The organism is Niastella sp. sgz303648 (assembly GCF_059587045.1).
Window position 1 is genome coordinate 162,142 of the sequence record NZ_JCAPSW010000012.1, and the last position, 26,113, is coordinate 188,254.

The following is a 26,113-nucleotide window of genomic DNA, read 5'->3' on the forward strand; positions in this document are numbered from 1 at the left end:
ATTCTTTACTGAGTGCAGCGAAGATTTAATCTCACATTAAAAGCCCAGGCGCGGGGCCGGCTGAAATATATAAGGCTCTGCCCTTGTATGCACATCGAACAACCAGTCGTATATCCGGTCAATGATCCCTTTCAGATTATTTTTATACGTAAATTGCTCATGGTATTCATAATATTGAGCGCTTCCTATTTTTACTTTTATCAAAACCAGTTCTTTAAATGCCATTCGCTTCACTTCGTCGCTCATGTCTATCAAACCGTTCAGATCTTCCGGATCATTTATAATAAAAGCCTGCCCGGTTATTTGCAGGTAATAGTCTTTCCCTTTGCGATAAAACTGCATGTGCACCGGAAACTCTTTATCAAATTCCTGCAAATGCTGCTCGGGTCGGTTGGCAAAAAACCAGATGTTTGCCAATTCGTCTACTTTCAGGATCGTAACAATAGTGGTAGGGAACTTTAAAACACCGCAACTCAAATTATAAAACAACGCACTACCAATTCCCTGAATCTTATTCTGTAAAAAGGCTATGCAATTCGCGGGTTTCATATATGTAAGTTTTGGAAGTTAAAGTTCAAAAGAAATACCACTACCGAATGGGCATTCGCGGGATCGTTGCTACAGTTTGCCGTAGAAGTTTTTCTACACTTGCCTGAAATCCCTTTTATCAATCGTGGCATTGCTTTTTTATAAATGCTGTCGATCCGGTTTTTATAATAACTAAACAACGCATTACGATGGAAAGATCACCGAGGTCCAGGAAAACTACCGGGACAAGCAAAAGCACCACTAAAAGTCACAAAGCGGGTATGAGCGGAAAGAGCAGCAAGCCACTATTGGAAAAATACTTTTTAGAAGAGTTAAAGGATATTTATTGGGCTGAGAAACATCTTACCAAAGCCCTGCCCAAAATGCAAAAAGCAGCCACCTCTGACGAACTGGCCAATGCGTTTGCCGATCATCTGTCGGTTACCGAAGATCAGGTTGGCCGGCTCGAAGACGTGTTTGAAATGCTGGGCGAAACGCCAAGAGCAAAAAAATGCGAAGCGATGGAAGGTTTGGTTAACGAAGCACAATCTATTATCGAAGATACCGAAGATGGTTCTGCCACCCGTGATGTAGCGCTGATTATGGCCGCTCAAAAAGTTGAACACTATGAAATAGCAACGTATGGCGGACTGGCCCAACTGGCAAAAACATTAGGACGTGAAGATGTTTCCAATCTGTTGAGCCAAACGTTGCGGGAAGAAAAAGAAACGGATGAATTGTTAACCAGTATTGCAGAAAACAATTCAAATATCACAGCAAGTGAAGAGGGACATGAAGGCGAACAGGATCAGAACGAAGAAGATGATTAAACAAACCATTTAAACAAGATCAATCAGCATATAAAATATACTGGAATAACTTTTTAGTTCTGGTTATAGATTTAGGGGTTTTTTAAGGTCTACTGGTGTCGGGCCATTCCTGGCCTGACTTTTTTTTATTGCTTTTTCACAGCCCATCCCTTATTTGGTAAGCTTAACGTGCACGCTTCTTTGTGAGCCGCGTAAGCTATTTTGTTTTCTATACTCTCACTGCCAACAAAACACTAAAGTATGCAAGACCGAGCACAAGCAATAAAAAACAAGCGCAGGCTTTCTATGCTGTTTCAAAAAATGGCGAATAAAACAACCAAAGCCACAGGGTCGCCAATAGCTTTTATAACAGCCTTAACAGTAATTATTATCTGGGGAATAACAGGACCGATATTTAAGTTTTCAGATACCTGGCAACTGGTAATTAATACAGGCACCACCATCATTACTTTTTTAATGGTATTCATTATTCAGCATTCGCAAAACAAAGACACTACTGCCATACAGCTGAAATTAAACGAACTGATTGCCAGTAATGAAAAGGCCAGTAACCAGCTGATAGATATCGAAGAACTTTCGGAAGAAGACCTGAAAAAGATCAAAAGGTTTTATATACGGCTGGCCGATCTGGCCGAAAAGGAAATCGATGTAAACACCACTCATTCGTTGAGTGAAGCTGAAAATATTCATAAAATGAAAAAAGACCGCATCAGGGGGTAATGTCGTATGCAGGTAGCTAAACTATCGCATAGAGAATTTTTGAAAATATACCGCGATTACGCAAAGGCAGCCACGGTGGCGGATCTGGTATATGTGAACGACAGCGGGCCCGGCATTTTGCGCTATAAAAAAGGCCGCGGTTATATGTATGTGTACCAGGGTAAGCCCCTACGTACAAAGTCAGCAATAAAAAGGATACGCAGCCTGGCCATACCGCCCTCCTGGTCTTCCGTATGGATATGCCCTTTGCCAAATGGACATATACAGGCAACCGGGCTGGATATGCGTAAACGCAAACAGTACCGATATCATCCCTTATGGACAGTTTTACGCAATGAAACAAAATTTCACCGGTTGTATGAATTTGGCAAAGCGCTTCCGTCACTGCGCGCGCGGCTCGAGAACGACCTGGCCCAAAAAGAACTTTCGGCTACCAAAGTAATAGCCACCATTATTGGTTTAATGGAACGTACGTATATACGCATCGGGAACGAAGGCTATGAAAAACAAAACGGGTCGCACGGACTTACCACGTTAAAAGATAAACACGTTGCCATCAGCGGCGATAAGATCCGTTTTTCTTTTAAAGGCAAAAAGGGCATCACCCATAATATAACCCTTAAAAACAAACGGTTTGCCCGCATTGTGAAAAACTGCCGCGAAATTCCGGGGAAAGAATTATTTCAATACTACGATGACGAGGGTAATGCACACACCGTTGATTCGGGTATGATCAATAATTATATAAAAGAAACAACAGGTACCGATTTTACTTCAAAAGATTTCAGAACCTGGGCCGGATCGCTTAACCTGCTGCGTTCGTTGCGCTCCATAGGCGAAGCAGTTACGGTATCTGAAAACAAAAAAAACCTGGTGTCGGCATTAGACGAAGTAAGCCTAAAGCTTGGGAATACCCGAACGGTATGTAAAAAATATTATGTACACCCGGGATTGATTGAATTATATGAGCAAAATAACCTGAATAAATATCTAAGTAACCTGGATAATCTGGAAGAACCCGATGATCGTACCGGATTAACCAGCGAAGAGCAGATTTTAATGAAAATTCTACAGTCATTCCACAAAACCAGCAATCAAAACGGAACAAATTGAGTGTTTTTTTCTACACATCCAATTTACTCCCGTTTAAAATTTTAGGCATAGTTTTTATAAAATATATATACGAAACCGGTAATAAAGGGAAGAAAGTGTACGAGAGACAAGCCGGTTTTTTAAAATTAACATTAGTACCTAATTATAAACTTACGCTACAAATCAGGCCTTAACCAAGGACTCCCGATGTTTCTACATCGGGTTTTTTATTTTAACTAAGATCGGAAGGCGGAATGAAATAAAGCCTGCGGTCTTACTTCGCCGGGCTCCGTTATCGTATGCAGCCAGGCGTTGGCCCAGGGTGTAGCAGGCGCCTCTGAAAAGAAAGAAAGTTGGAAGAAGGTTTACAGCGTGAGTAAACGTTCTTCCAACTTTTTGCCTGGTGCTTCTTCTAATCAGCCAAAATTCCAACAAACCGGGATTACCACGCTTAATCAATATTTACTGAATACGCGGGCGTGTTGCAATTTCCTGGTACTTCTTAATCGGTACTTACTTAAACGTGTACTGCCTGAAACAAAACATAATTCCATCTTAACCGGAATTGTTTTTTTCCGACTTTCCGACTTTCGGACTTTCGGTCTTGCAGACTTTCGGACTTTACTACCGGCTTGCGGTTTTACGTGTTGCCCTTTTACGCGTTGTTCTTTTCGAAGCTGTTTTTTTAGCCCCGCTTCTTTTTGAAGCCGTTTTTTTAGCGCTCTTCTTTGGGGGCGCAGGAACCTTTGCCCCTTTTTCACGCGCTTCTGATAATCCTATTGCAATTGCCTGTTTACGGCTGGTAACTTTTTTACCACTTCTGCCACTTCGCAACGTACCTTTCTTTTTACGCCGCATGGCACTTTCCACTGTTTTCTGTGATTTCTTCGAATATCTGGCCATGATGATTAATTTTTATTTTCATTACTGGCGCAAAATACCATGCCAGTTAAACTTTTATTCATATCCATACTGTTTACAGTATTCTCTGTTAAGTTATAAGTTTGATGGCTGGCAGTTAACAGTACAACACTCAACTTTCTATTGATAAAAACAATGTCGGTGAACAAAATCACAGCTGTAATAAATATATATTGCGCTGCATGCATCCCTCTGCAATAAAACGGGAAACATAAAAAATTCTAATTGCACATTGTGCTCATTTGAAAGGTCAACTGTAGAACCGCTTCCACACTAAAAATCAGGTGCCTCCTATAAATCGCTGTAATACAACGGAGGAACAATTTTTTAATTAGTTTATATACGCGCTTACTTATTACGATGCATCGCTTTCGCAGGTAAATGGGGACTGCAACGCATTGATATAGCGCTTACAGTTTACCGTTTTACCTGATTATTTCTAATTCAAAAATCTAATGATATGGCACAAAATGAAAATGTTATTGAAGTATTGAACGATCTTATAAGAATTAATAACGATCGTACTGCAGGGTATACAAGAGCATCCGAAGATTCAAAAATTGTTGATGTTGATCTGCGCGCCATATTTAACCGCATGGCCGAAGAAAGCCGTCAATATGCTACCGAATTAACCGCCGAAGTGGCCAGGTTAGGTGGCGAACCGGCAACAGGCACTACAGCTGCCGGTAAAATTTACCGGGCATGGATGAACATAAAAGACATGTTTACCGGAAAAGACCGTCATGCATTACTGGCTTCGTGCGAATATGGCGAAGACGCTGCACAACGTGCCTATGAAGATGCACTGGCATCTGATTCGTACTTACCAACTGAAATAAGACAGTTGATAGCCAGTCAGAAAGCATCCCTGAAAACCTCGCATGATATGGTTAAAAAGTACCGTGACCTTCATGAAGTAGTGAAATAACCGCGTATCAATGAAACACACGCTATATATAGTATTTGTTGGGTTGCTGGCAGGAAGTAATGCATGCATTACTTCCTGTGGCAGCAACAATGAAAACCAAAAACCTATAGCCACAGAAAGTAAAAATGTAGCCGAAGAAAACAACGACGATAAGTTTATTTCAAATGACGCTCAAAAGAATGCACAGCTGGTAGTAAACCTGGCAGTGTTGGGCTATTCGGAAATTGAAATGGCCAAAGTGGCCAAACAAAAATCCGGGAATAAAACTATTAAAAACTTAGCCGCTTCGCTGCAGGCAGATCATATGTTGCTGATGAAACAATTAAAACAAATTTCGGCTAACCGCAATATCAGCACGCCCGATTCGGCAACGGCAACGGATAAACATCAGGCTATGGAACTGGCCAATGGTAAGCCCGGCGCCTTTGATAAAAAATGGTGTACCGAAATGCTGAACAAACACGAAGCAATGATCGCCGCTATGGAAGACGGCGCTACCACGGCCACCGACCCGGGCCTGCGAGCCTGGATCAATGATGCCTTACCAAAGATCAGGGTGCATCGCGATAAGCTGATGCAATTAAAATATACTTTAAGATAGTGGCTTTAGTACTGTAGAGCAGAAACACAGGCCGGTAAGCAATTACTGGCCTGTTTGTTTATTAACCGTGTTGCCTCAGGCCGCCTTTTATCTAATTCAGTTTTTATTCTATCTGGCACCGGTTTTTCCGCGGAAGCTTACTGTTGAGAGTACCCCACCATCTTTCATATATATTTTATTTTTCATGCAAATGGGGAAAATTATACACTATCTGATGAAAAAGGCCGTAAAAAACAGTGGCAAAAATTTTTTATTAAAGAAATATTTAAAAAAGGGCTATGAAAACAGATTATAACAGGTCTACCCCATACATAAGGAGCATGGTTTCGTGTTTGAGCAAGGTGGTAGACGATGGCTACAAGGAAGATTTTAAGGCTACACGCGAAGGACTTGAATCATCAACAACCCGCAAATTATATGTTCCCGCTGAAGTAAGAGTGATTACCTCTTTCAGGTTCGAAGGTTTTTCTGATCCCGACGACAGTGCGGTTTTATATGTAATTGAAACAAACGATGGGGTGAAAGGCACGTTAATAGATGGTTGTGGACGACTGGCAGATCCGTTGGTATATAAATTCATTCTCGATGTAGAATCGAATGATGAAAAGCAGGTGGTCAACTAAACGCTTCCGGTTAAATTTAATATCACTTTAAATCCCGCGCTACATAAGGCGGGATTTTTTTTATGCCCTCACACCACACCCCTTTCCTTCAGGAGAGGGGCCGGGGTTATGCAAAAAGGCTACAGAATATGCTTCTGTAGCCCCGGTTTTGATTGAAACTTACTATATGAAGGAAAAACTATGTACTACGCATTAAGCCAAGGATCAAAGAAATAACTGCCAATACAATCAAAACATGTATCAAACCACCTGCACTATAAACAAAGAAACCCAGTAACCAGCCAATTACTAAAATCACCGCTATCAGATAAAGTATACTTCTCATAGTCCACAATTTTAAGGTTTCATAATATGCTTATACAATAAAAATATACTGCCAGGTGGTTCCTGGTAAGTAGTCAACAGGATTGATTTACTACGTTCGGCTTTTTGTAGAATTAATTGCTCACTAAACCTTACTTTCAGGTGCTATATCATTATTTTTATAGGGGAACATTGTTTTTGCTTATATGGTATGGTTATGATCATATTCAGAATAATGGCAAACACCTGGAAAATCTTTAAGCAATCAGTAAATGAGTTTTTAAACGACAATTGCATAAAACTCAGTGCTTCCCTTTCGTATTACACCATCTTTGCCTTAGGGCCCACCCTGATCATCATAATTTCTTTTGCAGGAATTTTTCTGGGTCGCGAAGCAGTGGAAGGTAAATTATACAACCAGATAAAAGCATTGATCGGCAGCGCGGCGGCGCTGCAAATACAAAACATTATTGCCAATAGTCAGCACAACCAGCAAACTATAATTGCTGCCATTATTGGCGTTGCATTAATGATCCTGGGCGCCACCGGTGTATTTACCGAAATTCAGGGATCTATCAATTACATATGGTCAATACGCGCCAAGCCCAAAAAGGGATGGTTGAAATTTATCACCAACAGGCTTATATCTTTTTCGCTGGTAATAAGCTGTGGTTTTATTTTACTGGTGTCATTAATTATTAACGCCCTGCTTGAATTGATGAGCGAACGGTTACAGATATATTTTAAAAGCGTTACCCTCATAACCTTTTATATTTTAAACATAGTGATCATGTTTGCCGTTATTACCTGTTTGTTTGCCATTATATTTAAAGTGCTGCCCGATGCCATTATAAAATGGAAAGATGCAATGATAGGCGCCGCATTCACTGCCCTGTTATTTATGGGCGGAAAATTTTTGATCAGTTTATACATCGGCAAATCGAATGTAGGATTAGCCTACGGAGCCGCCGGTTCAATTATAGTAATATTAGTATGGGTGTATTATTCTTCCCTGATCCTGTATTTCGGGGCCGAGTTTACTAAAATATATGCTATTCAGCATGGCCATGGTATAAAGACGATAGAAACCGCTGTATTTATCGTGAAGCACGAAGCAAAAGAAGTAGGAGAATCGCACATTAGTTAAGAGTTATCTTTTTCTTAAGCGATTTGCCTGTAGACAATTTTCCACATCGCTTTACATTCTTCCTAACCATTATCAATCAGCTTTATTTCATATTCATATGGCATAGGTATTTTAGTTTGTACATACGAAATATTGCTTTATGGCTTTACCGGGTTGCTGGTATTCGACCGGTAAAAACAAACAGCAATTCAGTACGCTAAAGCCAAATATGTGAAGAAAGCCGGTAAAATAACACTGAAGATACTGTTGTGGTTTTTTGTAGGTCTGTTACTGATAGCAGTACTTGTACAAACGCCACCGGTACAAAATTTAGCCCGCAAAAAAGTGCAGGCATGGCTGCAGCATAAACTGGGCACCCGCTTCGAAATTGGCCGTTTGCGCATTGGTTTTCCCACCTCGGTTGTACTCGACAATGTATATGTTGAAGATAAAACCAAAGACACGCTGTTGTATGGCGGCCGCATCAAGGCCAGTATCAATATGTTTAAACTGTTGCACAACGAAGTGCAGATAGGCGACCTGCGATTGCAGGGCATGACTGCCAAAATAAAGCGACAGTTGCCCGACACGGTGTTTAATTTTCAGTTTATTATAGATGCATTTGTAACCGAAAATACAAAGCCCGCCAACCCTGCCGATACTGCAGCCCTTAAAATGGGGCTCGATAACCTGTATCTCGACGATATCCGTTTTTTATATAAGGATACTATTTCGGGCAACGACTGGGCCATTCAGCTGCATCACTTCGACAGCCACATTACCCGGTTCGATCCGCAGAAACAGGTATTTGACATTCCTTCTGTTACGCTCGATGGGTTAACTGCCAGATTATATCAGTACAAACCTTTGATAACGGCCTCGGATATTGTAGTGAATGATACTGCCGTAGCACCGATGCCAACCATGATGCTGAAAAATATTCATCTTAAAAATATCGATGTCGATTACCGCAACAGTGTATCGGCTTTATTTACACAGGCAAAACTGGCCAGTCTTGATACACGCATTAACACCACCGACCTGAACCAAAGACGTATTGTGATTGATAACATTCGCCTCATTGGGGTCAGCACCAATGTACAAATGGGTAAAACAGCCCCCAAACAACTGATAGCCGAAAAAGCAAAAACCGAAGCAAAAGAAGTGGCCGCTCAAAGCTGGTATGTGCTTGTTAAAGATGTGAACGTGCAAAAAACATTTGTACAATTTGATGATCAGAATAAACCACGTCAACCGAAGGTGCTCGACTACGGCCATCTGAAAGCTGATAACATTACGTTTGCTGCACAGGATATTTTAATGGATGAAGACACCATTGCAGCCCGGGTGCAACAGGCTGCCTTCAAAGAGCAAAGTGGGTTTACCCTGCAACAGTTAAAAGGTAAGTTTTTATATACCGGTAAAATGGCCCATGCCGATGAATTGCTGGTTCAAACACCGGGCACACGCATCAAACATACCATACACCTCGATTACCCTTCGATCGAAAGCATTCAGAAAAATATAAGCGCACTGCAGGTAAAGGCGAAATTGCCGGATTGTTATATTGCCAACCGCGACATTTTATATTTTGTTCCCGATCTGAAACAACAGCCCGCCTTCAGCAATGCCGCCACCGTTTTTACAATCAATGCCGATGTATCGGGCCGTGTTGATAATCTTACAGCACGGGTATTACAGGTTTCAGGATGGAACAATACAAAAATCGATATGACAGGCACCATTGCAGGGCTTCCATCAATGGATAAATTATATGGCGATGTACACATCAATGAAATCAAAACAACTAAAAAAGATGCAGAGCAGTTTTTGCCGGCTGATATTCGCTCGCAGGTGAATATTCCCGAAACGATGAAGCTGTCGGGAACAGCCCGCGGTAATGGCCGCAACCTGCAAACCAATGTTACGGTACAAAGTTCCTCGGGCAATGTGGTGTTGAACGGCACTATGGCCAATTACCAGGATGTAAAAGCAGCCGCCTATAATATGCAGGTGCAGGCCCAACAGGTACAGGCCGGCGCTATTTTAAAAAATCCCAATCTCGAAACAGTGTCAGCCACGGTGCATGTTCAGGGTAAAGGATTAACACAGCAAACGGCCGATGCTACCGTAAAAGGCACCGTTCAGTCGGTGGTATTTCAAAAATATAATTATCAGAATATAGAGCTCGACGGCACCATGAAAAACCAGCAGGCCGATGCGCAGGTAAGCATTGCCGATCCCAACATTCGAATGGGCGGCAGCATCTCGGTAAACCTGGCCATAAAAGATCCGGCTGTAAAAGCCGACATAATGGTAGACAGCATCAAAACAAAGCCACTGCATTTAACAACTCAGGAAGTTATATACCGCGGTAAAATAACAGCCGACCTGCCGAATGTAAATCCCGATAGCCTGCGGGGCAAAGTAAATATTGTTCATTCATTACTGGTAACCGATAAAGACCGTCTGCAATTAGATACGGTTCAGGTGCTTGCCGAACATGCAGTCGACAGCAGCCGCATTACCGTCACCAGCGATGTGGCCAGGGCGCGGCTGGCCGGGAAATACAAGCTTACCGAAATCGCCGATGTGCTGATGCAGGTGGTACAACCCTACTTTACCGTAATGCCTTCGAAACAAACCAACAAAACAGCGCCCTATAATTTCAGGATCGCCTTATTTGTTACCGACAACCCGGCGTTAAAAGTTGCCTTTCCCACCCTGCAGCGGTTTCAGTCGCTGCGTTTTATTGCCCGCTTTTCGAGCGACAGCGGCTGGCAGGCCAATGCCACCATGCCGGTGCTGGTCACCGACGCTATTGCCATTGACAATATGCAGTTCGAAGCCAACGTTCGCGACAGCGCATTAAGAGCCATCGCTACCATACAACAGGTAAAATTGGGCAGCAATACCGTACATAATTTATCGCTCAATGCCAGTGCCGCGCATGATAAAATAGATTTCAGAACACGATTCCACGACAGGCTTGGGAAATTACAATACGCCATATCCGCCTTGTTGCAGCAGCCACAATATGGCACATACGATATTAGCCTGAAGCCCGATAGTTTAATACTGAATTATGAACAATGGAGCGTAGCGACCGATAATGCCATTCATTTAACCAGCAACGATCTGCGCATCAACAATTTTATGTTGAACCGTAATTTTCAGCAGTTCAGTTTAAAAAGCAGAGGCAATATGCTGAATGCACCGGCCGAAGCCAGCTTTACCAGTTTTCAGATATCTACCCTGGCGGCCTTTGTAACGTCTGACTCACTGGCGGTTGATGGAACGCTCGATGGAGAAATACTGTTACATAATCTTACTACGAATCCGTTGTTTTCGGGCGACCTCCTGGTTCGCAACCTGAATTTCAAACGCGATACTGTTGGTAATATAGCAGTAAAAGCAAAGAACACTACACCCGATATCATCAATGCCGATATTGTATTAACCGGCAGGGGCAATCATGCCACTTTGAACGGCGACTTCTATTTAAAACCCGTTAATGGTAACGACTTCAAATTTAAATTGTTGCTCGACACTTTAAATATGGCTTCAATCGAAGGCGCCACCATGGGTGCTATTTCACATGCATCGGGTAATGTTACGGGTAAGTTCGATGTATCGGGTTCGGCCAATAAACTGAATGTTAATGGCGGACTGAATTTTAAACAAACGAGCTTTAACCTGAGTATGCTCAACAGCTACTTCCATATCGAAGACGAAACCATTGCCGTAAACAACCAGGGTATTCGCTTCGATAGTTTTACCATTGAAGATTCGGCCAAAAATAAAGCCGTTATCGACGGCATGGTGTACACCACCGATTTTGCAAATTACCGTTTTGACCTTGCTGTAAATGCCAACGACTTCAAGGCCATGAACAGCACCAAACAACAAAACAGGTTGTATTATGGCCAGCTTATTTTCAGCAGCAGAATGAAAATAAAAGGAACTGCCGAAAAACCTGTTGTAGACGGTAACCTGACCATTGCCGATAAAACAAATATAACCGTAGTACTACCCCAGCAGGAACCTGAAGTTGTAAAACGCGAAGGCATTGTGCAGTTTGTAGATATGGATGCGCCCGAAAACGACACGCTGTTTATGAAAGGCATGGCGGGCTTTGATTCGCTTAATCATTCGGGCATAACCGGTTTGGATATTTCGGCCAATGTTGAAATTAAAAAAGAAGCGATATTCAGTTTAATAGTCGACGAAGGCAATGGCGACTTTATACGCATGCAGGGCGAAGGGTTGCTCACCGGCGGCATTGACCCCAGCGGTAAAACCACCCTATCGGGCTCGTATGAAATTAAGAGTGGTTCCTATGAACTGAGCTATAATTTATTAAAACGAAAATTCGATATTCAGGAGGGCAGTAAAATAGTTTGGAACGGTGAACCCACCAAAGCCGATCTTGATGTTACTGCCATATATACCGTTAAAGCGGCACCGATGGACCTGGTAAAAAATCAGGTAGAAGATGAAGCAAGCACCACCCGCAATGCCTATTTACAACGCCTGCCATTTAATGTGCTGCTGATTTTAAAAGGCGAATTATTACAGCCGCAGGTAACTTTTGATATTCAGTTGCCCGAAGAAAGCAATGAAATTTCGAAAGGAACCTCTACCACCATCAATTACCGGTTGACCCAGTTGCGGCAGGAACCTTCAGAGTTGAACAAACAGGTATTCGCATTATTGTTACTGAACCGGTTTGTTGGAGAAAATCCATTCGAAAGCAGCGCCGGCGGATTAACACCCGAATATTTCGCCCGGCAAAGCGCCAGTAAATTACTCACCGAGCAATTGAACAAACTGGCCAGCGACCTGGTGCAGGGTGTTGATATTAATTTTGATGTAGCCTCTTTTGAAGATTACTCAACCGGCAATGCACAAACACGAACCGATTTAAACGTAGCGCTTTCGAAACGGTTGATGAACGACCGGTTAACCGTAACCATAGGCAGCAATTTTGAACTGGAAGGATCGCAAAACACCAATCGCAACCCCAGTAATATAGCAGGTAATGTGGCAGTGGACTATAGTTTGAGTCAGGACCGCCGGTATTTATTAAGGGCCTATCGCAAAAACGAATACGAAGGTGCTATTGAAGGATATGTTATTGAAACCGGGGTAGGGTTTATTATCACCCTTGACTATAATAAATTCAAAAATCTTTTCCTGAGTAAAAAAGCAAAGGAAGAAAGAAGGCAACAACGCCAAAAGGCGCGTGAGGCAGAGCAGCAACAAAATAAACCGCAACCACCACAAACTTCTTTCAAATCAACCGAAAACCAGGAATTGGAAAAAAGTGAAGACAGTTAGAACTACATACTATTTTTTGCTGGCAGCATGTATACTAATAATTTCTTCCTGTTCCAGCACCAAAAATTTGCCTGCCGGAGATGCTTTGTATACCGGAGCGAAAATTACTATTAAAGACAGCAAACTATCTAACAAAAAGCAAAAAGCGTTGCGCGACGAGCTGGAAGAGCTTACACGGCCAAAACCCAATTCGAAATTTCTGGGAATACCATTTAAATTAAATATTTACAACGCCTTTGCCCATTCGAAAAGATTTCCCGGGAAATGGTTTAAAGAAAAATTCGGTCAGCCGCCGGTTTTGCTCAGCGACCTCAACCTCGATCATAATGTACAGGTATTACAAAGTTATCTCGCAAACAAAGGTTTTTTTAATGCACGCGTTCGGGGCGATACAACGGTAAAAGGCAAAAAGGCCAGTGCCACCTATACAACCCGCACATTCGATCAGTACATCGTACAGAAGGTTGAATTTATGGGCGACAGCACGGTGTTGCCGCAAGCCATTCGCGAAACCATGCCTAAATCGCTTTTAAAACCTAAGCAGCCATTTGACCTTGATGTGATATCGGCCGAACGGCAGCGGATTGACAATCATCTGAAAGAAAATGGTTTTTATTTCTTCAGACCGGAAGACCTGTTGATAAAAGCCGATACTACTATTGGCAATAATAAGGTTAATCTGTTTGTAACCGTTAAACCAACCACTCCCGAAGACGCACGGAAAGTATTCCGCATCAACGATGTATTTATTTATACCGGATTTAATCTGGAACCCGGCCAGATGGATACCAGCAAAGCGGGTGCAACGTACTTTAAAGGCTACTATGTGGTAGACAGAAGGAAGTTGTATAAGCCCAAACTTTTTCAGCAGTCAATGACCTTTAATCCCGGTGATGTGTACAATCGCACCGATCATAATGCCAGCATCAGCCGGTTGATAAACATGAACATATTTAAATTTGTAAAGAACCGGTTCGAAGTTGTGCCCCGTGACGATTCGTCGTTACTGAATGCGTATTACTACCTAACACCGCTACCTAAAAAATCATTGCGCATTGAGGTGAATGGCGATACCAAATCAAATAACCTCACCGGCTCCAATATTTCGATAAGCTGGCGCAACCGAAATACTTTACGAGGCGGCGAACTGTTTTCAGTTAAAGCATCAGCAGGTTTTGAAGTGCAGTACAGCGGGCAGTTCCAGGGATATAATACTTTCCGGTTTGGGTTAGAACCTTCACTGTCGTTCCCCCGGTTCCTGATACCCTTCTTTAATTTTAATACAAAAGGAGGATTTCTTCCGCGTACTACGATAAAATTAGGGTACGACATCCTTGAACGGCAAAAGTTGTATACCATGAACTCGTTCAGGACCAGTTATGGTTTTACCTGGAAAGAAAATATTCAAAAAGAACACGAGCTGAACCCGATCAGCATTAATTATATTCAGCCCATTAATGTTACACCTGCCTATACCGACAGTGCCAAATACAACGAAACATTACAAAAAGCCATAGACAAACAGTTTATACTCGGTTCAGATTATACATTCACCTATACCAATGTTTTGAACAACCGGCCGGTAAACGGCTTTTACTTCAGTGGCGGCATCGACCTGTCGGGTAATATTGCAGGTTTGATAACCGGCGCTAACATCAGCAAGGAGGACACGGCGAAAATTTTCGGGGCGCAGTTCTCGCAATACACCAAACTACAGGCCGACTTCAGGTTCTATCGTAAAGTGGGCCAAAAAAGCGTTTGGGCAAACCGTATTATGGCCGGGGTGGGTATTCCGTATGGTAATTCACGCGAGCTGCCTTATATAAAACAATTTTTCTCGGGCGGTAATAACAGCATCCGCGCTTTCAGAAGCCGCAGTGTAGGGCCGGGCACTTATGAAGCGCCTCAGAAGTTTGGTTTCCCAACAGAACAGCCCGGTGATATAAAGCTTGAAATGAATACCGAGCTTCGGTTCCCTATAGCCGGTATTATAAACGGTGCCGTTTTTGTAGATGCAGGTAACGTTTGGTTATTCAACGACAACCCCGATAAACCCGGAGCCCTTTTCACCAGCAAGTTCATGAACGAGCTGGCGGCGGGTACCGGTGTGGGTTTGCGCTTTGATATTACGTTCCTTGTACTGCGGCTCGACATGGCATTCCCTATTCGCAAACCCTGGTTGCCTTCGGCCGAACGCTGGGTATTAAATAAGGTTGATTTTGGCAGTAGTCAGTGGAGGAAGGAGAACCTGGTGTTTAACTTAGCGATTGGGTATCCGTTCTGATGCGGGGTCACGGAAGCAGGAAATAAGAGGTAGGAAGTAAGAAGAACCTCTGCGTTCAATCTTTACGAAATAGATTAAACAGGAAAAGCAATGACCTTTACATATTTGCTTTTCGTGGTTGTTAATACAAAAATGGCTGCATCCTGCTTCACGATACCCGTTAACAACACAACCAGGTCAGTAGCATTAACTACAAGCGCCCTTACCAGTTTACTTATAGCTATTCATAATTTTGTAATAGCCAAAACAACTCAATATATGCCCTGCTCCATTTTTACCACGCACACAGTATAATTGGTAACACCTGCAACAAAACCGGTAATGCTTAAAACATAATTTGTGGTGGCCGTAACAATTCCAGTGATAGCCACTTCATGTTTGCTTTTCGAAATTTTAAATTGAAATTTGAAATTTCAATTTAAAAAATGACCGTTTCATGTTTGAAATGGTCATCCAAAATTCCGGCCGTTCCTGTGGCAATAAATGAAATGGCTACCTTGTGCTCATTTCTTTGAATTTTCAGGCATAAAACAGCCATTTTGTTATTTTTAATAGCCATAGTCAATCTAAATGCCCCCAAAATAATATTGTTGCAGACCATCGCTTAAGTTGCGATGGCCATCATGTAAAATGTTATGGCCATCACATTTTTGTTTTTTGAAATTTCAAACATGAAATGGACCATAAATAATTTAAAATTTGGAATTTCAATGCTGAAATACGACTAACTCCCCGGCAGCTTGCCTTCGAGCCCCACCGTTTTTTGCACGCCTTCAAAAATCGACTTCCATATCAGATTGAACATTGAGGCGTAAATATTCCTTTGGTGTGAAACAGTAACCACCCGAACGGGTTTGTTTTTAGTAGGGTTGGCATCGAGTATACTGAAATTGGCCAAAAAAGAAGCCACCTTTTTTGTTTCGTATGTATTTTTGAGATCACCCATTTTAAGCAGTTTCACTTTCAGATCATCATACAACAATTTGATAGTACCACTGGCATTGAGATCGTTACCGGCTAAATTAAAATCCAACCGGTTTATAATTCCTTCATTGATCAGTACCAGCGCCATGGGCCTGCTTAACGGGTTAAAAATGGTGGCATCGGTTTCACCCATATTGCCGGTTGCGGTAAACTTACCGTTATTGTTCAACAAATAAAACTGCAGCGTAGCCGATAGCGGAATTTTTTGCAGCAACCTACTATTGAACTGTACAGTGCAAACCTGATTATTACGCAAATGAGCAGCACTGTTGGTAACATTATGCAGGGTTGCCGACACATCGCTGAAAACCACTACACCGCTGCTGGCCGTTTGCGGGTTCTTTTCTTTATATTCTATATACCCCTGATGAAACACTGCTCTTTTGATAGCCACTTCAACCGGTATTTTTAAAAACTCCTGTTGAGGGTAATGGCCAACCTTACTTAGCTTTTTTACCGGATACGATTTATCTCTGAACACCTTAAACGAAGCGCGGCCAACAGATAGTTCCCCGGCAATGAGATTTCCATTCAATAACTCCTGCACATTTACCTGCCTGAATTGTACGTCGTAAAAATCAAAGTCGAGCCGGTCGGTTTGCCATTTCACGGCCCGCATATAAGCAGCTTCGTTCATCAGGGGTATAATAGACATGTTGTTTACTGTAAACAGCTTTTCATTTGATTGCAGGTTGATCTTATTAAACCGGTAATGATATAGTTGATTTCTGCCACGAATGAGTATGTTGTTAACCGTTAATGCTGCATTTTGGGCAAACAACACGCGCGATGTATCGGTGCTGGTGCTGTCGCTTATGGTAAGATGGTACAGGTGGGCGTTAATTTTGCGGCCGCTGAATAAAGTATCGCCTTTTGGCCATAAACAAATATGATAATCGGCATCGGTAATGAGAATGGTATCGACGTTTATTTTTTCGAGACCGCGCAGTAGCACCCTATATATTTTCTCTTTGGTAGACGTTGCATCTTTTTTGGGCGCTTTGTTACGGTTACTGAACATGGTAACTACCGGATTAGTAAGCTTAATTTTTGCCGCAATTATTTCTTTATCTATTACAGCGCTATTGGTTTGTACGCCGGTGATATGAATTTCGGGCACCGTTACTTTCAGCAAATCGCGGGGCAGGGTATTATCGCCTGACTTTTTATACGTAGTATCGGGGGTAAGCTGCAGGTTTTTAATAACTATTTCGCCCTCTACTTCATCAATATCAACGGTGTCGTAGGTGATCCTGTATAAACTATCTGATTTAAGAAAAACAAGTTGAGGAACTTTTTTGCGCAGGAAATCGCTACGCCAGTTTTTGTAATAAACAATACCGGCCGCCACAGTAAGCACCAGGAACAATAAGAATATTAATTTTTTCATCTGTGCGGGGTGTTTTAAGGAGCAACTTTCCGGGGTTTAATTGTTCCTGTATTGAATGGCTATATTGAATATGTAAAATAATTTTATTCAGTTTGTTATTTTTTCAGGATCGTTTAACCCGAGCAGGTATATTTTTCACAACTGTTTTTAAGGCACCCCTTTATATCTTGTGACTTGCCCCTCGGGTGCGCGGGGCTGCTTTCTTAAAGAAATATTTCATCCAGTCAAGTACATGCCCTGCGCCGCACAACAAACATATATTTATCATGGCCACAAAAACTGCACCTATCCATTTAAATATTTTACTCATGTTGATGGTAAATTAGGTTTCGGGATATATAAAAAATTATTGTGCCCACTATGTTGCAACGAATACCTCGTATACATTTTGTGGTTGTTTATGAGGATTAATTTCCCCGGAAGAAACGATGAAACGCAATACAGTAAACTATTTCAGGCGGGGGCACAGGAATTTTAACAAATACATTGAGGGATTTTCATATTTGCTTAAACCTTAATGGATTAAAAAACCCTCAGGCTTTTGTTAATTAGAAAAATTAAAAATCTTTTCAGATGAAAAAAGTAATTGTATGTTTTTCCTTATTCTGTGCTGTATTAATCGCAACTGCTACACGTGTGCTTGCACAGGAACAACAAACATCTTCAGAAAATTCATTATCACCCAAATTCGGTATTAAGGGAGGGGTCAATCTCACCAACATGTACGTAAAGGATGTATCAGACGAAAACATGAAAGTTGGTTTCAATGCAGGATTTTTTGCCAAGTTGCCTGTTGCCAAAGGATTTTCTATTCAACCTGAATTATTGTATACGAGCAAAGGAGCTAAAGAAACGTATAACAATTTTCTTGAAGGCAAAGGCGAATACCGGTTTAATTTAAACTACATCGAATTACCGGTACTGGCGGTTATTAATGTAGCCAAAAATTTCAATCTGCACGTTGGTCCGTATGTGTCTTATCTCGCCGCTGTTAACATTAAAGATCTAAAGGACAATGGCACGATCAATGAAATAAAAGAACTCAACGCTGAGAACTTCAACCGCATTGATTATGGTGTAGCCGGTGGGTTGGGAATAGATATTTCAAACTTTACGCTCGGAGCACGGTACAGCTATGGATTCCATGAAATAGGGAAGTCCGGTAGCCTGTCTGGCGAATTGACAAAAGATTCGAAGAACAGCGCTATCTCATTATACATCGGATTAGGATTTTAGGCGATACGGGTTTGAGGATTCCAGGGGCTGCCTCCAACGGGGGCAGCCATTTTTTTTGCTAAGAGCTACAAGAGAAGAAGGAGAAAAAAGCGAAAACCCGTTGTTGTAATTGCAGCGTGTATGCAGGCAACCAGAGGTTTTATCCTTTGTTTGAATTGCAACGAGTATACAAACAATTGGCAATTTGAAAGAACTAAAATCTCTTTTTTCTCCTGAGCGAAGCCGAAGGGTTACTCGTTTAACCTCTTAGCTTTCTTAATTCTTCTCTGGCCTGCGCAATCCACTGCGCGTTGAACCTGCGCTCGCGCGAACTGAGCTGGGTAGCTTCGGCCACCATACTATCCAATAGCTGCACGGCTTCCTCCTTTCTGCCATTCCTTGATAAAAATAGCGCGTACTGATAGCGGGCTTCAAAATAAGCAAACCGGCTATTCATTAATTTAAACTCTTTTTCGGCCAGTTCTTTATTGCCAGTATGTTCAAGCGCAAGGGCATACACTACATGTACTTTTGATTTTGCAAACTGAGGCGAATTATAAATTCTTTTGGCAAGCGGTAAAATATCGGCAAAGCGGTTCACATTGGCATAGGCAATGATCAGCTGCTTAATAACATGTTCGTTTTCGGTAAAAACGCCGGTTAAACTTTGTTCATACAATGCAATGGCATCATTGGTATATCCCTTGGCCAGATAGGCATCGGCCAATGCAATGCTGTTATGAAAAGTATCTGAAAAACGCAATTGCTGCTCGAGCTTTTTGATGCTTCCACCGGGATTAAGCACCTGTCCCATGCCCGACGAAACCTGGTCAATTTCATGACCGGTAATAACTTCAGAAAAGAGGTAAATCAGGCTACCTATAACAGGCAGAAACACAATGATCCAGATCCATTTGTTCTGGTTTCCTTTTCGAATACAATGAAGAACACAAATTGCCTGTAAAGCGATTGGAATGTAGTACAGATAACTGTTGGCGAAAAACATATTTGATAAAGGGGTTCGGTTTGATCCTGCTGCAAAATTATAATTCTTTCCCTGATGGAAGATAGTTTTTTGGTCATTAGTATCCGCCCACGGGAAAGCGACAAGTTAATAAATTATTTTATCTGTTAACATCGTTTTTGCGTCTTTTTGCCACCGCCCCCTCATTTTACACTCCATTTGTTTTTGAAGATTTCACATACACTTAATATGCGGGAATTTGCGTGTAAAGAAATCATTAATGTGGAAAAAACGTACCTGCATATCCGGTAGTTTGTTTGCGGTTGCTGAAAATTTTGCCTACCTATGAATCATGAAAAGTTAATCACAGATAATTAAACCAATTAAATTAACCTAAAAACAATCCTATGAGTTTACGAATGTATTGTATTACCGCTGTTGCGGCGGTAACACTAAACGCCTGCGTGAAACAATCCCAACCTGTCGCCGAAGAAAGACCACCCATCACCGGCAATACCTCCTCCAATGCAGTAGCCGCCAATGTAACGGTGACCTATACTGACGAAAGCAGTTTTGTAAGCAGTCTTTCTTCCTATGGTTATAAAACACCCGACCAGCTGAACCTGAACCGCATAGGCACTGCAAGTGGATACACATCTGTGTACGGATTTAATATTCCTTCCGACCGGCAGGTAAAGGGTTTTACATGGAATAGCGGAGATGAACAAACCATTGAATGGCGCCCGCAGGGCATCACCGGTTTTCAGTGGAGCGGCAGAAACTTTTTGCTGGTTACCTGGTATGCCATCGGGCCTTCTGACATAGATGGCGTTTATAACCAGCACAAAGGTGTACGCGTTTCGCTGGTAGATATTACCAGCATGAGCAACATTACCTATCGCCATATTATACTGGTACAAAACAAGGCCAATATGTCGAATGCTGATCTGTACAAATCGAGCAATTCATATACACAGTTGAATTCATTTGCACCGGTAACTATTCACGCCGGTGGCGTGGCCTGCTATGCCGGGAAAATTTATGTGGCAGATACAAAACTGGGCATACGCGTATTCGATCTTACCAAATTCATATCGGTATCCGGTGATGATACGGGAAATACCATAGGCCAGGATACCGACGGAACACTCAAGGCATTTAACTATGCCTATGTATTACCACAAACAGGATATTACAAGATCACCAATGCATCACCGTTCTCCTGCATTGAACTGGGCGAAGGCGCTACATCATCCGACAAAATGTTGTGGACCGGTCAGTATATTGAATCATCAAGTACCACAGTGCCCAAAGTATACGGCTTTCACCTGAATGCTACAGGAGAAATTGTAACCAGTCCGCAACCCGAAGTAATTACGCCTATCGACACCGACAATACCAATGTAAATGGCGTGCAGGGTGTGTTCCGTGCGGGTTCAAAAACATTTATGACCACAACAGGCAATAGCAGTTATGAAGGTTCTACGGCAAGACTGGTTCGTTATAATGATGGCGCCACCGCCGGCGTTCGCTACCGCTGGCCGCATGGAGCAGAGGATCTTTATCTTGAAACAGCTACCGGCTATTTATGGAACCTGACAGAATTTGAAACGTCGCTATATGGCGCAGATAATCGTTGTGTGTTTGCGGTGCGGTTGTCGGATTATGATTAGGCGAATGGTCAATGGTGAATAGTCAATAATGCTTAGATTAAAGCCCTGCTGATTGAATCGGCAGGGCTTTTTGTTTATGGAAAAGGCCATCCGGCGCATCTAAAAATAAATGAAACGAAAAAAACTGTATTATTTGCCCGGTATAATAAGCCTGTTGGGATTACCGGTGCTGTTACTGCTTTTTTTACCCGAAGAGAAGGCCCCGCCCGTTGCCATCAAAATGTTTTTGCCTAATGACAATACTGACAAAAAAAATTACTATAGCTTCTCAAAGTATGCTTTTTATGAAGCCATCAAAAACAAAAAAGTAACTACTATATACCTGTGGCATCCTGACTGGCCTTTTGAGGATTATATTTTGAACGCCAAAATGGATTTTATAAACCGCGAAATTGAAAGAATGCAATTCACCAACGATACTAATAGTGTTTTAAAAATTGAATTTGGCGAAGAAAATACCTATGGCGATTTTGTATGGGTACTTAACCAGGCCCAGATATACAGGTTAAAAAGATATGCCTATACAGATAATTCATTTTATTTATTTGCCAATGAGCCTCCGGTAGAATCTCATATAGAATTACCGGACCTTTCAGGCGACTGTTTACCGGTAGCGAGAGCCGAAAAATCGTTTATTTTACAAGAGCAGCTAAAGCGTAAATTAGTCGAAGCGCGTTATATTCTAAAACAAAATTACCTGATAATAACCGCGTTCCTCGCACTGATTTTGTTACCCGGTATTCTACAAATCGTTCGGTTTGCGAAGCGTTCGGGCCGCACCCAAAATACAAAACCCGTTTAATGCGGTAGTGACCGCACCAAACGGGTGGTTTCTTTTGCTATAAAATCAATTACCGCAGATGCGATCTCAGCATCCAGGCCATTTTTTCGTGTGTTTCCATCAGGCCGGTAATAAAATCGCTGGTGCCCAAATCGCCGTGCTCATTGGCAAAACGATTGATGTTCTCACGCATGGTGATGATAAGCGTTTCGTGATCGGCCAGCAACTCGCGAATAAAACCATGACTATCGTTTTTTTCGCGCGACTGTTCGGTAAGGTGCGTGAGTTTTAAAAAATCACTGAGCGTGGCAGGTGCATAATGTCCCAACATACGAATACGCTCTGCTACTTCATCCATGATCTCATCGAGCTGCTCGTACTGGCTTTCAAAGAATTTATGTTTATCGTGAAAATCGGGCCCTTCAACATTCCAGTGGGCATTACGGGTTTTGGTATACAGTAAAAATTCGTCTGCCAAAATTCCGTTCAAAATATGACACACTGCTGTGAGATTATCAGGTTTAATGCCAATGTTCGGTTGCATGATATTATTGTTTTTTAAAATGAAATCAGTAACTCAGGCTGCCAAATAACCCGTTCTTATAATCACTCATTGCCTGTTCAATTTCCTCGGGTGTATTCATTACAAAATTGTCTTTGGCAGCCACCGGTTCGTCGATCGGTTCGGCGCACAAAAACAACAACTGTGCATCTTCAACAGCCGTTATAACTATGTCTTCGTCTTCTTTACTAAATACAATCAGGTTATGCATGGCCACTGTTTCATCATTCGCTACAATAGTTCCTTTTGCTACGTATAATAATGCCCAGTAACCGGGTATTGCATTTAGTGTTACGTTCTTTCCTGCATTTACTTCACCGATCATTGAAATAACGGGCGTGAAATTCTGAACAGGACCTGTTTGACCGTTATAATTGCCGCTTGCCAGCCGAAACTGCACGCCCTCTTCATTGATCACAACAGGCAATTGTTCTTTAGGGGCCGACTGATAAAACGGCTTATCCCATTTATTGGCACGAGGTGCATTGATCCATAGTTGTATCAATTCCTGTATACCGCCCTGCTTCAGTAATGCTGAGGTTGGCCCTTCGCTATGCAAAATGCCACTGCCGGCAAACATCCATTGTACGCCACCGGCTTTGACCACCTCATCATTACCTGCATTATCGCGGTGAAACCCTTCGCCCTGCAACATGAATGTATACGGACTAAACCCGCGATGCGGGTGAGGATTTATTCGTGCATGCTGCCCGGCATGATATTGTACCGGCCCGATATGATGCAAAACAATAAACGGATTGGCAAAACGGAAATCCTTATGTGGTAACGACTGTCTTACGGTTTCTTCTTCTGTGATCTTTTTTTCACGGCCATAAAGAATATGCTCAATCCTCTTTTTCATACATTCAAGTTAGGAATAAAAACATCCGTTCATGCACAAAGCAATAAAATCATCCATATAAAAGATGATTTATACCAAAAATTAATGGTTATTTCTTTTTGAGAAATACAAGCTGTCCCAGATGGTAACTGTGATGACTGGTTCTGCTGAGCAGTACATTTAGTTTATTGCGGTGCGGTTCTTTGGCAAAATCTTCTTCCGAAACGGCGGTATGTTTCATAAACCATTCATCGGTAGAGGTGCCTGCTATACGATTTGAGAATTTAGCATTTACTTCTTTCCAGTACTTTCTTAACTCCGATACCGGCGGTTTTTCATAGTCCGCTTTATCGGCACTGGTTAAAAATGGCTCTGTGAGTTCAGGATATAATTTTTCGCCAAATGCCAACAGTGGAAACATGGCATCGGTGGCAGCTATCAAATGGCCAAAGAGGTAAATACCGGTATTACGGCCCGGCGCCACTTCTGCCATCAGTTCATCGTCGGTTAGTTCGTCGACCAGTTTGCTTACCCTTGCACATTGTGCATCCCAGGCAGCAACAGCCATTTTGATAAACAGTTCTTTAACGGGTTGTGTGGTAGTTACAGCAACATCACTCATGGTTAATTTTTTTTGGTTTGAATAAAGAATAACCAATTGAAGTGATGATTTGTTTAAAACAGATGCCACGGATTACTGCGTTGCTGGCGCAACGCAGGAGGATTTTGCCACGGATTGCACGGATTAACACGGATAAGATACAGATTAAGTATAATTGATTATGTTCTAGTGTTGAACCTAAACATATCTGTGTTCATCTGTGCCATCTGTGGCAAATAAGTCCACCGAAGGTGGACCCGAAATTCGTGGCGCTCAGTTTATCCCTCTACCTGCTTTTTTATCAGTTCAAGGATCGATTGCCAGCCCCCGGCGGCAACGGCCTCATTGTATCTTTTTTCACCTTCGGCTACTTTTGAGTAATCACCCTGAGTTACCTTTAAAATGGTATCGTGGCCTTCGGTTGTTAAATCATAGGTTACCGTAAGATAATTTTCAGGAATGTCCTCAATAGTCGAATTGGGATCAATGGTTGTATAGGCAAGATGACTGCCGGGTTGTATAGCCACAATTTTTCCCTTTACCGCCACCATTTCCATACCATTAAAAACACCCTTCCATAACAGCTCACTGCCGGGTTGCCAGTCAGACACCGTTTCACAGCCAAACATGTATTTTTTTGTTTGTTCAGGATTTACCAATGCATCCCACACTTTCGAAGCCGGCGCATGAATGGTGATGGTGTTTTTAACAATTAATGAGTTCATGTATTTGAGTTTTTAGCAAAATAAATAACCGTACGGCAGGGCTAATTGCATTTTACGGATTATTTCTAACGGAAAAAGGAGTGATGCCAAACTTTCTTTTAAAGGCATTATTAAAGTGCTGAGGGGTGCAGTAACCCAGCTCCACCGCTATTTCTGCTGCGGTTTTTTCGGTATCCCGCAAATACTGATGGGCCAACTGCAGCCGCTGGTCGGCCAGGTAACCAAAAATTGTGCTATTGAAGGTTTCTTTAAAACCACGCTTCAGTTTATATTCATTCAATCCAACCATTTTTGCTATTTGCGACAGGTTGGGCGGATCTGTAAGCCGTTCATTGATAATATCGCGTACGGCTATTATCTTTTCTTTATCGATTTTATTCTTTATGAAAAGATCTTTTTTTGTTTCAGCCACCTGGTAGGCATCTGCACACAGCACCAGCAACTCTATGCTTTTTGAAAGCAGGAATAATTTTTTCAAATCGCCCGCATAGTTGCAATGGATCACCTGTTGTATCACCTGCTGAATTGTTGAATCAATAGCACCCCAGTATTCAGACATCAGGCTGTTTTTGCCATCCATTATAGCCTGGGCAAACCGTTTCAAAGGCTCATTGCCATGCTGGGTAAACTGAATAAACAATTGTTTGGGAAACTGAATACCAAAAGTTTCCAATTCAAGCGTTCTGTTCTGTACCACCATATCAAATCCCTGTGAATACATGATATTATGATGGCCGCCAATTAAATCGAAGGTGCGGTTTAGTTGTTTATATGTAAAGCTGTAGTTTCCTTTTAATCCAAAATGAAAACGCACCACATCATTTTCATTGCCCGCCGAATAACTGGTAAGTTCTTTAAAAGTTGAAACGGCATGCCCGATTCGAATGTCGTCGCATTGCCAGATCGTAGAAGCAGTGATCCCTTTCTCCCAAACCCGTTCCTGTTTTTCCTGCATAGAACAACATCTTTATAATATAAATGTAACGGTATGCGGGGAATTATTAACGGTTACTCTCTGATTTAATCGAGGCCCAGGTCATCTGTTATTTTTTTATCCGGTGTAATATCATGCAGATCGATA

General features: G+C 42.1%; 22 protein-coding genes. 12 read left to right on the top strand and 10 right to left on the bottom strand.

Annotation, left to right across the window (positions count from 1 at the left end):
- Positions 1-36 precede the first annotated feature (36 nt).
- A complete protein-coding gene (locus AC59IL_RS28685) occupies positions 37-549 on the bottom strand; it encodes a pyridoxamine 5'-phosphate oxidase family protein (RefSeq protein ID WP_496555669.1) in 513 nt (170 codons plus the stop codon).
- Between the two features lie 260 nt (positions 550-809).
- Here AC59IL_RS28685 and AC59IL_RS28690 point away from each other — a divergent pair, with 260 nt between their 5' ends.
- The 3 genes from AC59IL_RS28690 to AC59IL_RS28700 all read left to right on the top strand — a co-directional run bounded on the left by AC59IL_RS28690 (position 810) and on the right by AC59IL_RS28700 (position 3,191).
- Positions 810-1,358 carry a YciE/YciF ferroxidase family protein gene (locus AC59IL_RS28690; RefSeq protein ID WP_496555670.1) on the top strand — a complete coding sequence of 183 codons (549 nt, stop codon included), beginning with the start codon at positions 810-812 and terminating at the stop codon, positions 1,356-1,358.
- A 285-nt stretch (positions 1,359-1,643) separates the two neighbouring features.
- On the top strand, positions 1,644-2,078 hold the full coding sequence (locus AC59IL_RS28695) for a low affinity iron permease family protein (RefSeq protein WP_496555671.1): 435 nt from the start codon (positions 1,644-1,646) through the stop codon (positions 2,076-2,078).
- Between the two features lie 6 nt (positions 2,079-2,084).
- Positions 2,085-3,191, top strand: a complete 1,107-nt coding sequence (locus tag AC59IL_RS28700) for a DNA topoisomerase IB (RefSeq protein ID WP_496555672.1) — start codon at positions 2,085-2,087, stop codon at positions 3,189-3,191.
- A gap of 603 nt (positions 3,192-3,794) precedes the next feature.
- Here the strand turns inward: AC59IL_RS28700 and AC59IL_RS28705 are convergent.
- On the bottom strand, positions 3,795-4,073 hold the full coding sequence (locus tag AC59IL_RS28705) for a DUF6496 domain-containing protein (RefSeq protein ID WP_496555673.1): 279 nt from the start codon (positions 4,071-4,073) through the stop codon (positions 3,795-3,797).
- 478 nt (positions 4,074-4,551) lie between these two features.
- On the opposite strand from AC59IL_RS28705, the gene AC59IL_RS28710 reads away from it, so the two are divergent.
- From AC59IL_RS28710 to AC59IL_RS28720, 3 genes are all read left to right on the top strand, one after another.
- Positions 4,552-5,019, top strand: a complete 468-nt coding sequence (locus AC59IL_RS28710) for a ferritin-like domain-containing protein (RefSeq protein ID WP_496555674.1) — start codon at positions 4,552-4,554, stop codon at positions 5,017-5,019.
- A gap of 10 nt (positions 5,020-5,029) precedes the next feature.
- Positions 5,030-5,620, top strand: coding sequence for a DUF4142 domain-containing protein (locus AC59IL_RS28715; protein WP_496555675.1), 591 nt, complete (start codon positions 5,030-5,032; stop codon positions 5,618-5,620).
- A gap of 278 nt (positions 5,621-5,898) precedes the next feature.
- Positions 5,899-6,243 (top strand): hypothetical protein, encoded by a 345-nt coding sequence (locus AC59IL_RS28720; RefSeq protein ID WP_496555676.1) that lies wholly within the window; start codon positions 5,899-5,901, stop codon positions 6,241-6,243.
- Positions 6,244-6,421: 178 nt separating this feature from the next.
- Here the strand turns inward: AC59IL_RS28720 and AC59IL_RS28725 are convergent, their stop codons facing one another.
- Entirely contained in the window at positions 6,422-6,568 is a 147-nt protein-coding gene (locus AC59IL_RS28725; RefSeq protein ID WP_205511687.1) for a lmo0937 family membrane protein, read from the bottom strand.
- A 195-nt stretch (positions 6,569-6,763) separates the two neighbouring features.
- Between AC59IL_RS28725 and AC59IL_RS28730 the strand changes: the two genes are divergently transcribed.
- The 3 genes from AC59IL_RS28730 to tamL all read left to right on the top strand — a co-directional run bounded on the left by AC59IL_RS28730 (position 6,764) and on the right by tamL (position 15,296).
- Positions 6,764-7,693 (top strand): YihY/virulence factor BrkB family protein, encoded by a 930-nt coding sequence (locus AC59IL_RS28730; RefSeq protein ID WP_496555677.1) that lies wholly within the window; start codon positions 6,764-6,766, stop codon positions 7,691-7,693.
- 210 nt (positions 7,694-7,903) lie between these two features.
- A complete protein-coding gene (locus tag AC59IL_RS28735) occupies positions 7,904-13,012 on the top strand; it encodes a translocation/assembly module TamB domain-containing protein (protein ID WP_496555678.1) in 5,109 nt (1,702 codons plus the stop codon).
- Positions 12,999-15,296 (top strand): translocation and assembly module lipoprotein TamL, encoded by a 2,298-nt coding sequence (gene tamL / locus AC59IL_RS28740; protein WP_496555679.1) that lies wholly within the window; start codon positions 12,999-13,001, stop codon positions 15,294-15,296. The genes AC59IL_RS28735 and tamL overlap by 14 nt, the downstream gene beginning before the upstream one ends.
- A 724-nt stretch (positions 15,297-16,020) precedes the next feature.
- Here tamL and AC59IL_RS28745 read toward each other — a convergent pair.
- The gene (locus tag AC59IL_RS28745; protein ID WP_496555680.1) at positions 16,021-17,670 is read right to left on the bottom strand and encodes a hypothetical protein; all 1,650 of its coding nucleotides are present in this window, start codon (positions 17,668-17,670) and stop codon (positions 16,021-16,023) included.
- A gap of 573 nt (positions 17,671-18,243) precedes the next feature.
- Here AC59IL_RS28745 and AC59IL_RS28750 point away from each other — a divergent pair.
- Entirely contained in the window at positions 18,244-18,906 is a 663-nt protein-coding gene (locus tag AC59IL_RS28750; RefSeq protein WP_496555681.1) for a porin family protein, read from the top strand.
- 238 nt (positions 18,907-19,144) lie between these two features.
- Here the strand turns inward: AC59IL_RS28750 and AC59IL_RS28755 are convergent, their stop codons facing one another.
- Positions 19,145-19,891, bottom strand: a complete 747-nt coding sequence (locus tag AC59IL_RS28755) for a PLDc N-terminal domain-containing protein (RefSeq protein ID WP_496555682.1) — start codon at positions 19,889-19,891, stop codon at positions 19,145-19,147.
- 365 nt (positions 19,892-20,256) lie between these two features.
- Here AC59IL_RS28755 and AC59IL_RS28760 point away from each other — a divergent pair, with 365 nt between their 5' ends.
- Positions 20,257-21,522, top strand: coding sequence for a hypothetical protein (locus tag AC59IL_RS28760; protein ID WP_496555683.1), 1,266 nt, complete (start codon positions 20,257-20,259; stop codon positions 21,520-21,522).
- Between the two features lie 109 nt (positions 21,523-21,631).
- Complete coding sequence (locus tag AC59IL_RS28765) at positions 21,632-22,324, top strand: hypothetical protein (RefSeq protein ID WP_496555684.1); 693 nt, start codon at positions 21,632-21,634, stop codon at positions 22,322-22,324.
- A gap of 49 nt (positions 22,325-22,373) precedes the next feature.
- On the opposite strand, the gene AC59IL_RS28770 is transcribed toward AC59IL_RS28765, so the two are convergent.
- From AC59IL_RS28770 to AC59IL_RS28790, 5 genes are all read right to left on the bottom strand, one after another.
- Positions 22,374-22,847 (bottom strand): Dps family protein, encoded by a 474-nt coding sequence (locus AC59IL_RS28770; RefSeq protein ID WP_496555685.1) that lies wholly within the window; start codon positions 22,845-22,847, stop codon positions 22,374-22,376.
- Positions 22,848-22,872: 25 nt separating this feature from the next.
- Positions 22,873-23,727, bottom strand: a complete 855-nt coding sequence (locus AC59IL_RS28775) for a pirin family protein (protein WP_496555686.1) — start codon at positions 23,725-23,727, stop codon at positions 22,873-22,875.
- An 88-nt stretch (positions 23,728-23,815) separates the two neighbouring features.
- Positions 23,816-24,328 carry a DinB family protein gene (locus AC59IL_RS28780; RefSeq protein ID WP_496555687.1) on the bottom strand — a complete coding sequence of 171 codons (513 nt, stop codon included), beginning with the start codon at positions 24,326-24,328 and terminating at the stop codon, positions 23,816-23,818.
- Between the two features lie 257 nt (positions 24,329-24,585).
- Entirely contained in the window at positions 24,586-25,032 is a 447-nt protein-coding gene (locus AC59IL_RS28785; RefSeq protein WP_496555688.1) for an SRPBCC domain-containing protein, read from the bottom strand.
- Positions 25,033-25,084: 52 nt separating this feature from the next.
- Positions 25,085-25,987 carry a helix-turn-helix domain-containing protein gene (locus tag AC59IL_RS28790; protein ID WP_496555689.1) on the bottom strand — a complete coding sequence of 301 codons (903 nt, stop codon included), beginning with the start codon at positions 25,985-25,987 and terminating at the stop codon, positions 25,085-25,087.
- Between the last annotated feature and the right edge of the window lie 126 nt (positions 25,988-26,113).

Excerpts from the sequence above, each read along its gene's own strand:
- AC59IL_RS28685 (WP_496555669.1), bottom strand. The coding sequence starts at position 549 with ATGAAACCCGCGAATTGCATAGCCTTTTTACAGAATAAGATTCAGGGA.
- AC59IL_RS28690 (WP_496555670.1), top strand. The coding sequence starts at position 810 with ATGAGCGGAAAGAGCAGCAAGCCACTATTGGAAAAATACTTTTTAGAA.
- AC59IL_RS28695 (WP_496555671.1), top strand. The coding sequence starts at position 1,644 with ATGCTGTTTCAAAAAATGGCGAATAAAACAACCAAAGCCACAGGGTCG.
- AC59IL_RS28700 (WP_496555672.1), top strand. The coding sequence starts at position 2,085 with ATGCAGGTAGCTAAACTATCGCATAGAGAATTTTTGAAAATATACCGC.
- AC59IL_RS28705 (WP_496555673.1), bottom strand. The coding sequence starts at position 4,073 with ATGGCCAGATATTCGAAGAAATCACAGAAAACAGTGGAAAGTGCCATG.
- AC59IL_RS28710 (WP_496555674.1), top strand. The coding sequence starts at position 4,552 with ATGGCACAAAATGAAAATGTTATTGAAGTATTGAACGATCTTATAAGA.
- AC59IL_RS28715 (WP_496555675.1), top strand. The coding sequence starts at position 5,030 with ATGAAACACACGCTATATATAGTATTTGTTGGGTTGCTGGCAGGAAGT.
- AC59IL_RS28720 (WP_496555676.1), top strand. The coding sequence starts at position 5,899 with ATGAAAACAGATTATAACAGGTCTACCCCATACATAAGGAGCATGGTT.
- AC59IL_RS28725 (WP_205511687.1), bottom strand. The coding sequence starts at position 6,568 with ATGAGAAGTATACTTTATCTGATAGCGGTGATTTTAGTAATTGGCTGG.
- AC59IL_RS28730 (WP_496555677.1), top strand. The coding sequence starts at position 6,764 with ATGATCATATTCAGAATAATGGCAAACACCTGGAAAATCTTTAAGCAA.
- AC59IL_RS28745 (WP_496555680.1), bottom strand. The coding sequence starts at position 17,670 with ATGAAAAAATTAATATTCTTATTGTTCCTGGTGCTTACTGTGGCGGCC.
- AC59IL_RS28750 (WP_496555681.1), top strand. The coding sequence starts at position 18,244 with ATGAAAAAAGTAATTGTATGTTTTTCCTTATTCTGTGCTGTATTAATC.
- AC59IL_RS28755 (WP_496555682.1), bottom strand. The coding sequence starts at position 19,891 with ATGTTTTTCGCCAACAGTTATCTGTACTACATTCCAATCGCTTTACAG.
- AC59IL_RS28760 (WP_496555683.1), top strand. The coding sequence starts at position 20,257 with ATGAGTTTACGAATGTATTGTATTACCGCTGTTGCGGCGGTAACACTA.
- AC59IL_RS28765 (WP_496555684.1), top strand. The coding sequence starts at position 21,632 with ATGAAACGAAAAAAACTGTATTATTTGCCCGGTATAATAAGCCTGTTG.
- AC59IL_RS28770 (WP_496555685.1), bottom strand. The coding sequence starts at position 22,847 with ATGCAACCGAACATTGGCATTAAACCTGATAATCTCACAGCAGTGTGT.
- AC59IL_RS28775 (WP_496555686.1), bottom strand. The coding sequence starts at position 23,727 with ATGAAAAAGAGGATTGAGCATATTCTTTATGGCCGTGAAAAAAAGATC.
- AC59IL_RS28780 (WP_496555687.1), bottom strand. The coding sequence starts at position 24,328 with ATGAGTGATGTTGCTGTAACTACCACACAACCCGTTAAAGAACTGTTT.
- AC59IL_RS28785 (WP_496555688.1), bottom strand. The coding sequence starts at position 25,032 with ATGAACTCATTAATTGTTAAAAACACCATCACCATTCATGCGCCGGCT.
- AC59IL_RS28790 (WP_496555689.1), bottom strand. The coding sequence starts at position 25,987 with ATGCAGGAAAAACAGGAACGGGTTTGGGAGAAAGGGATCACTGCTTCT.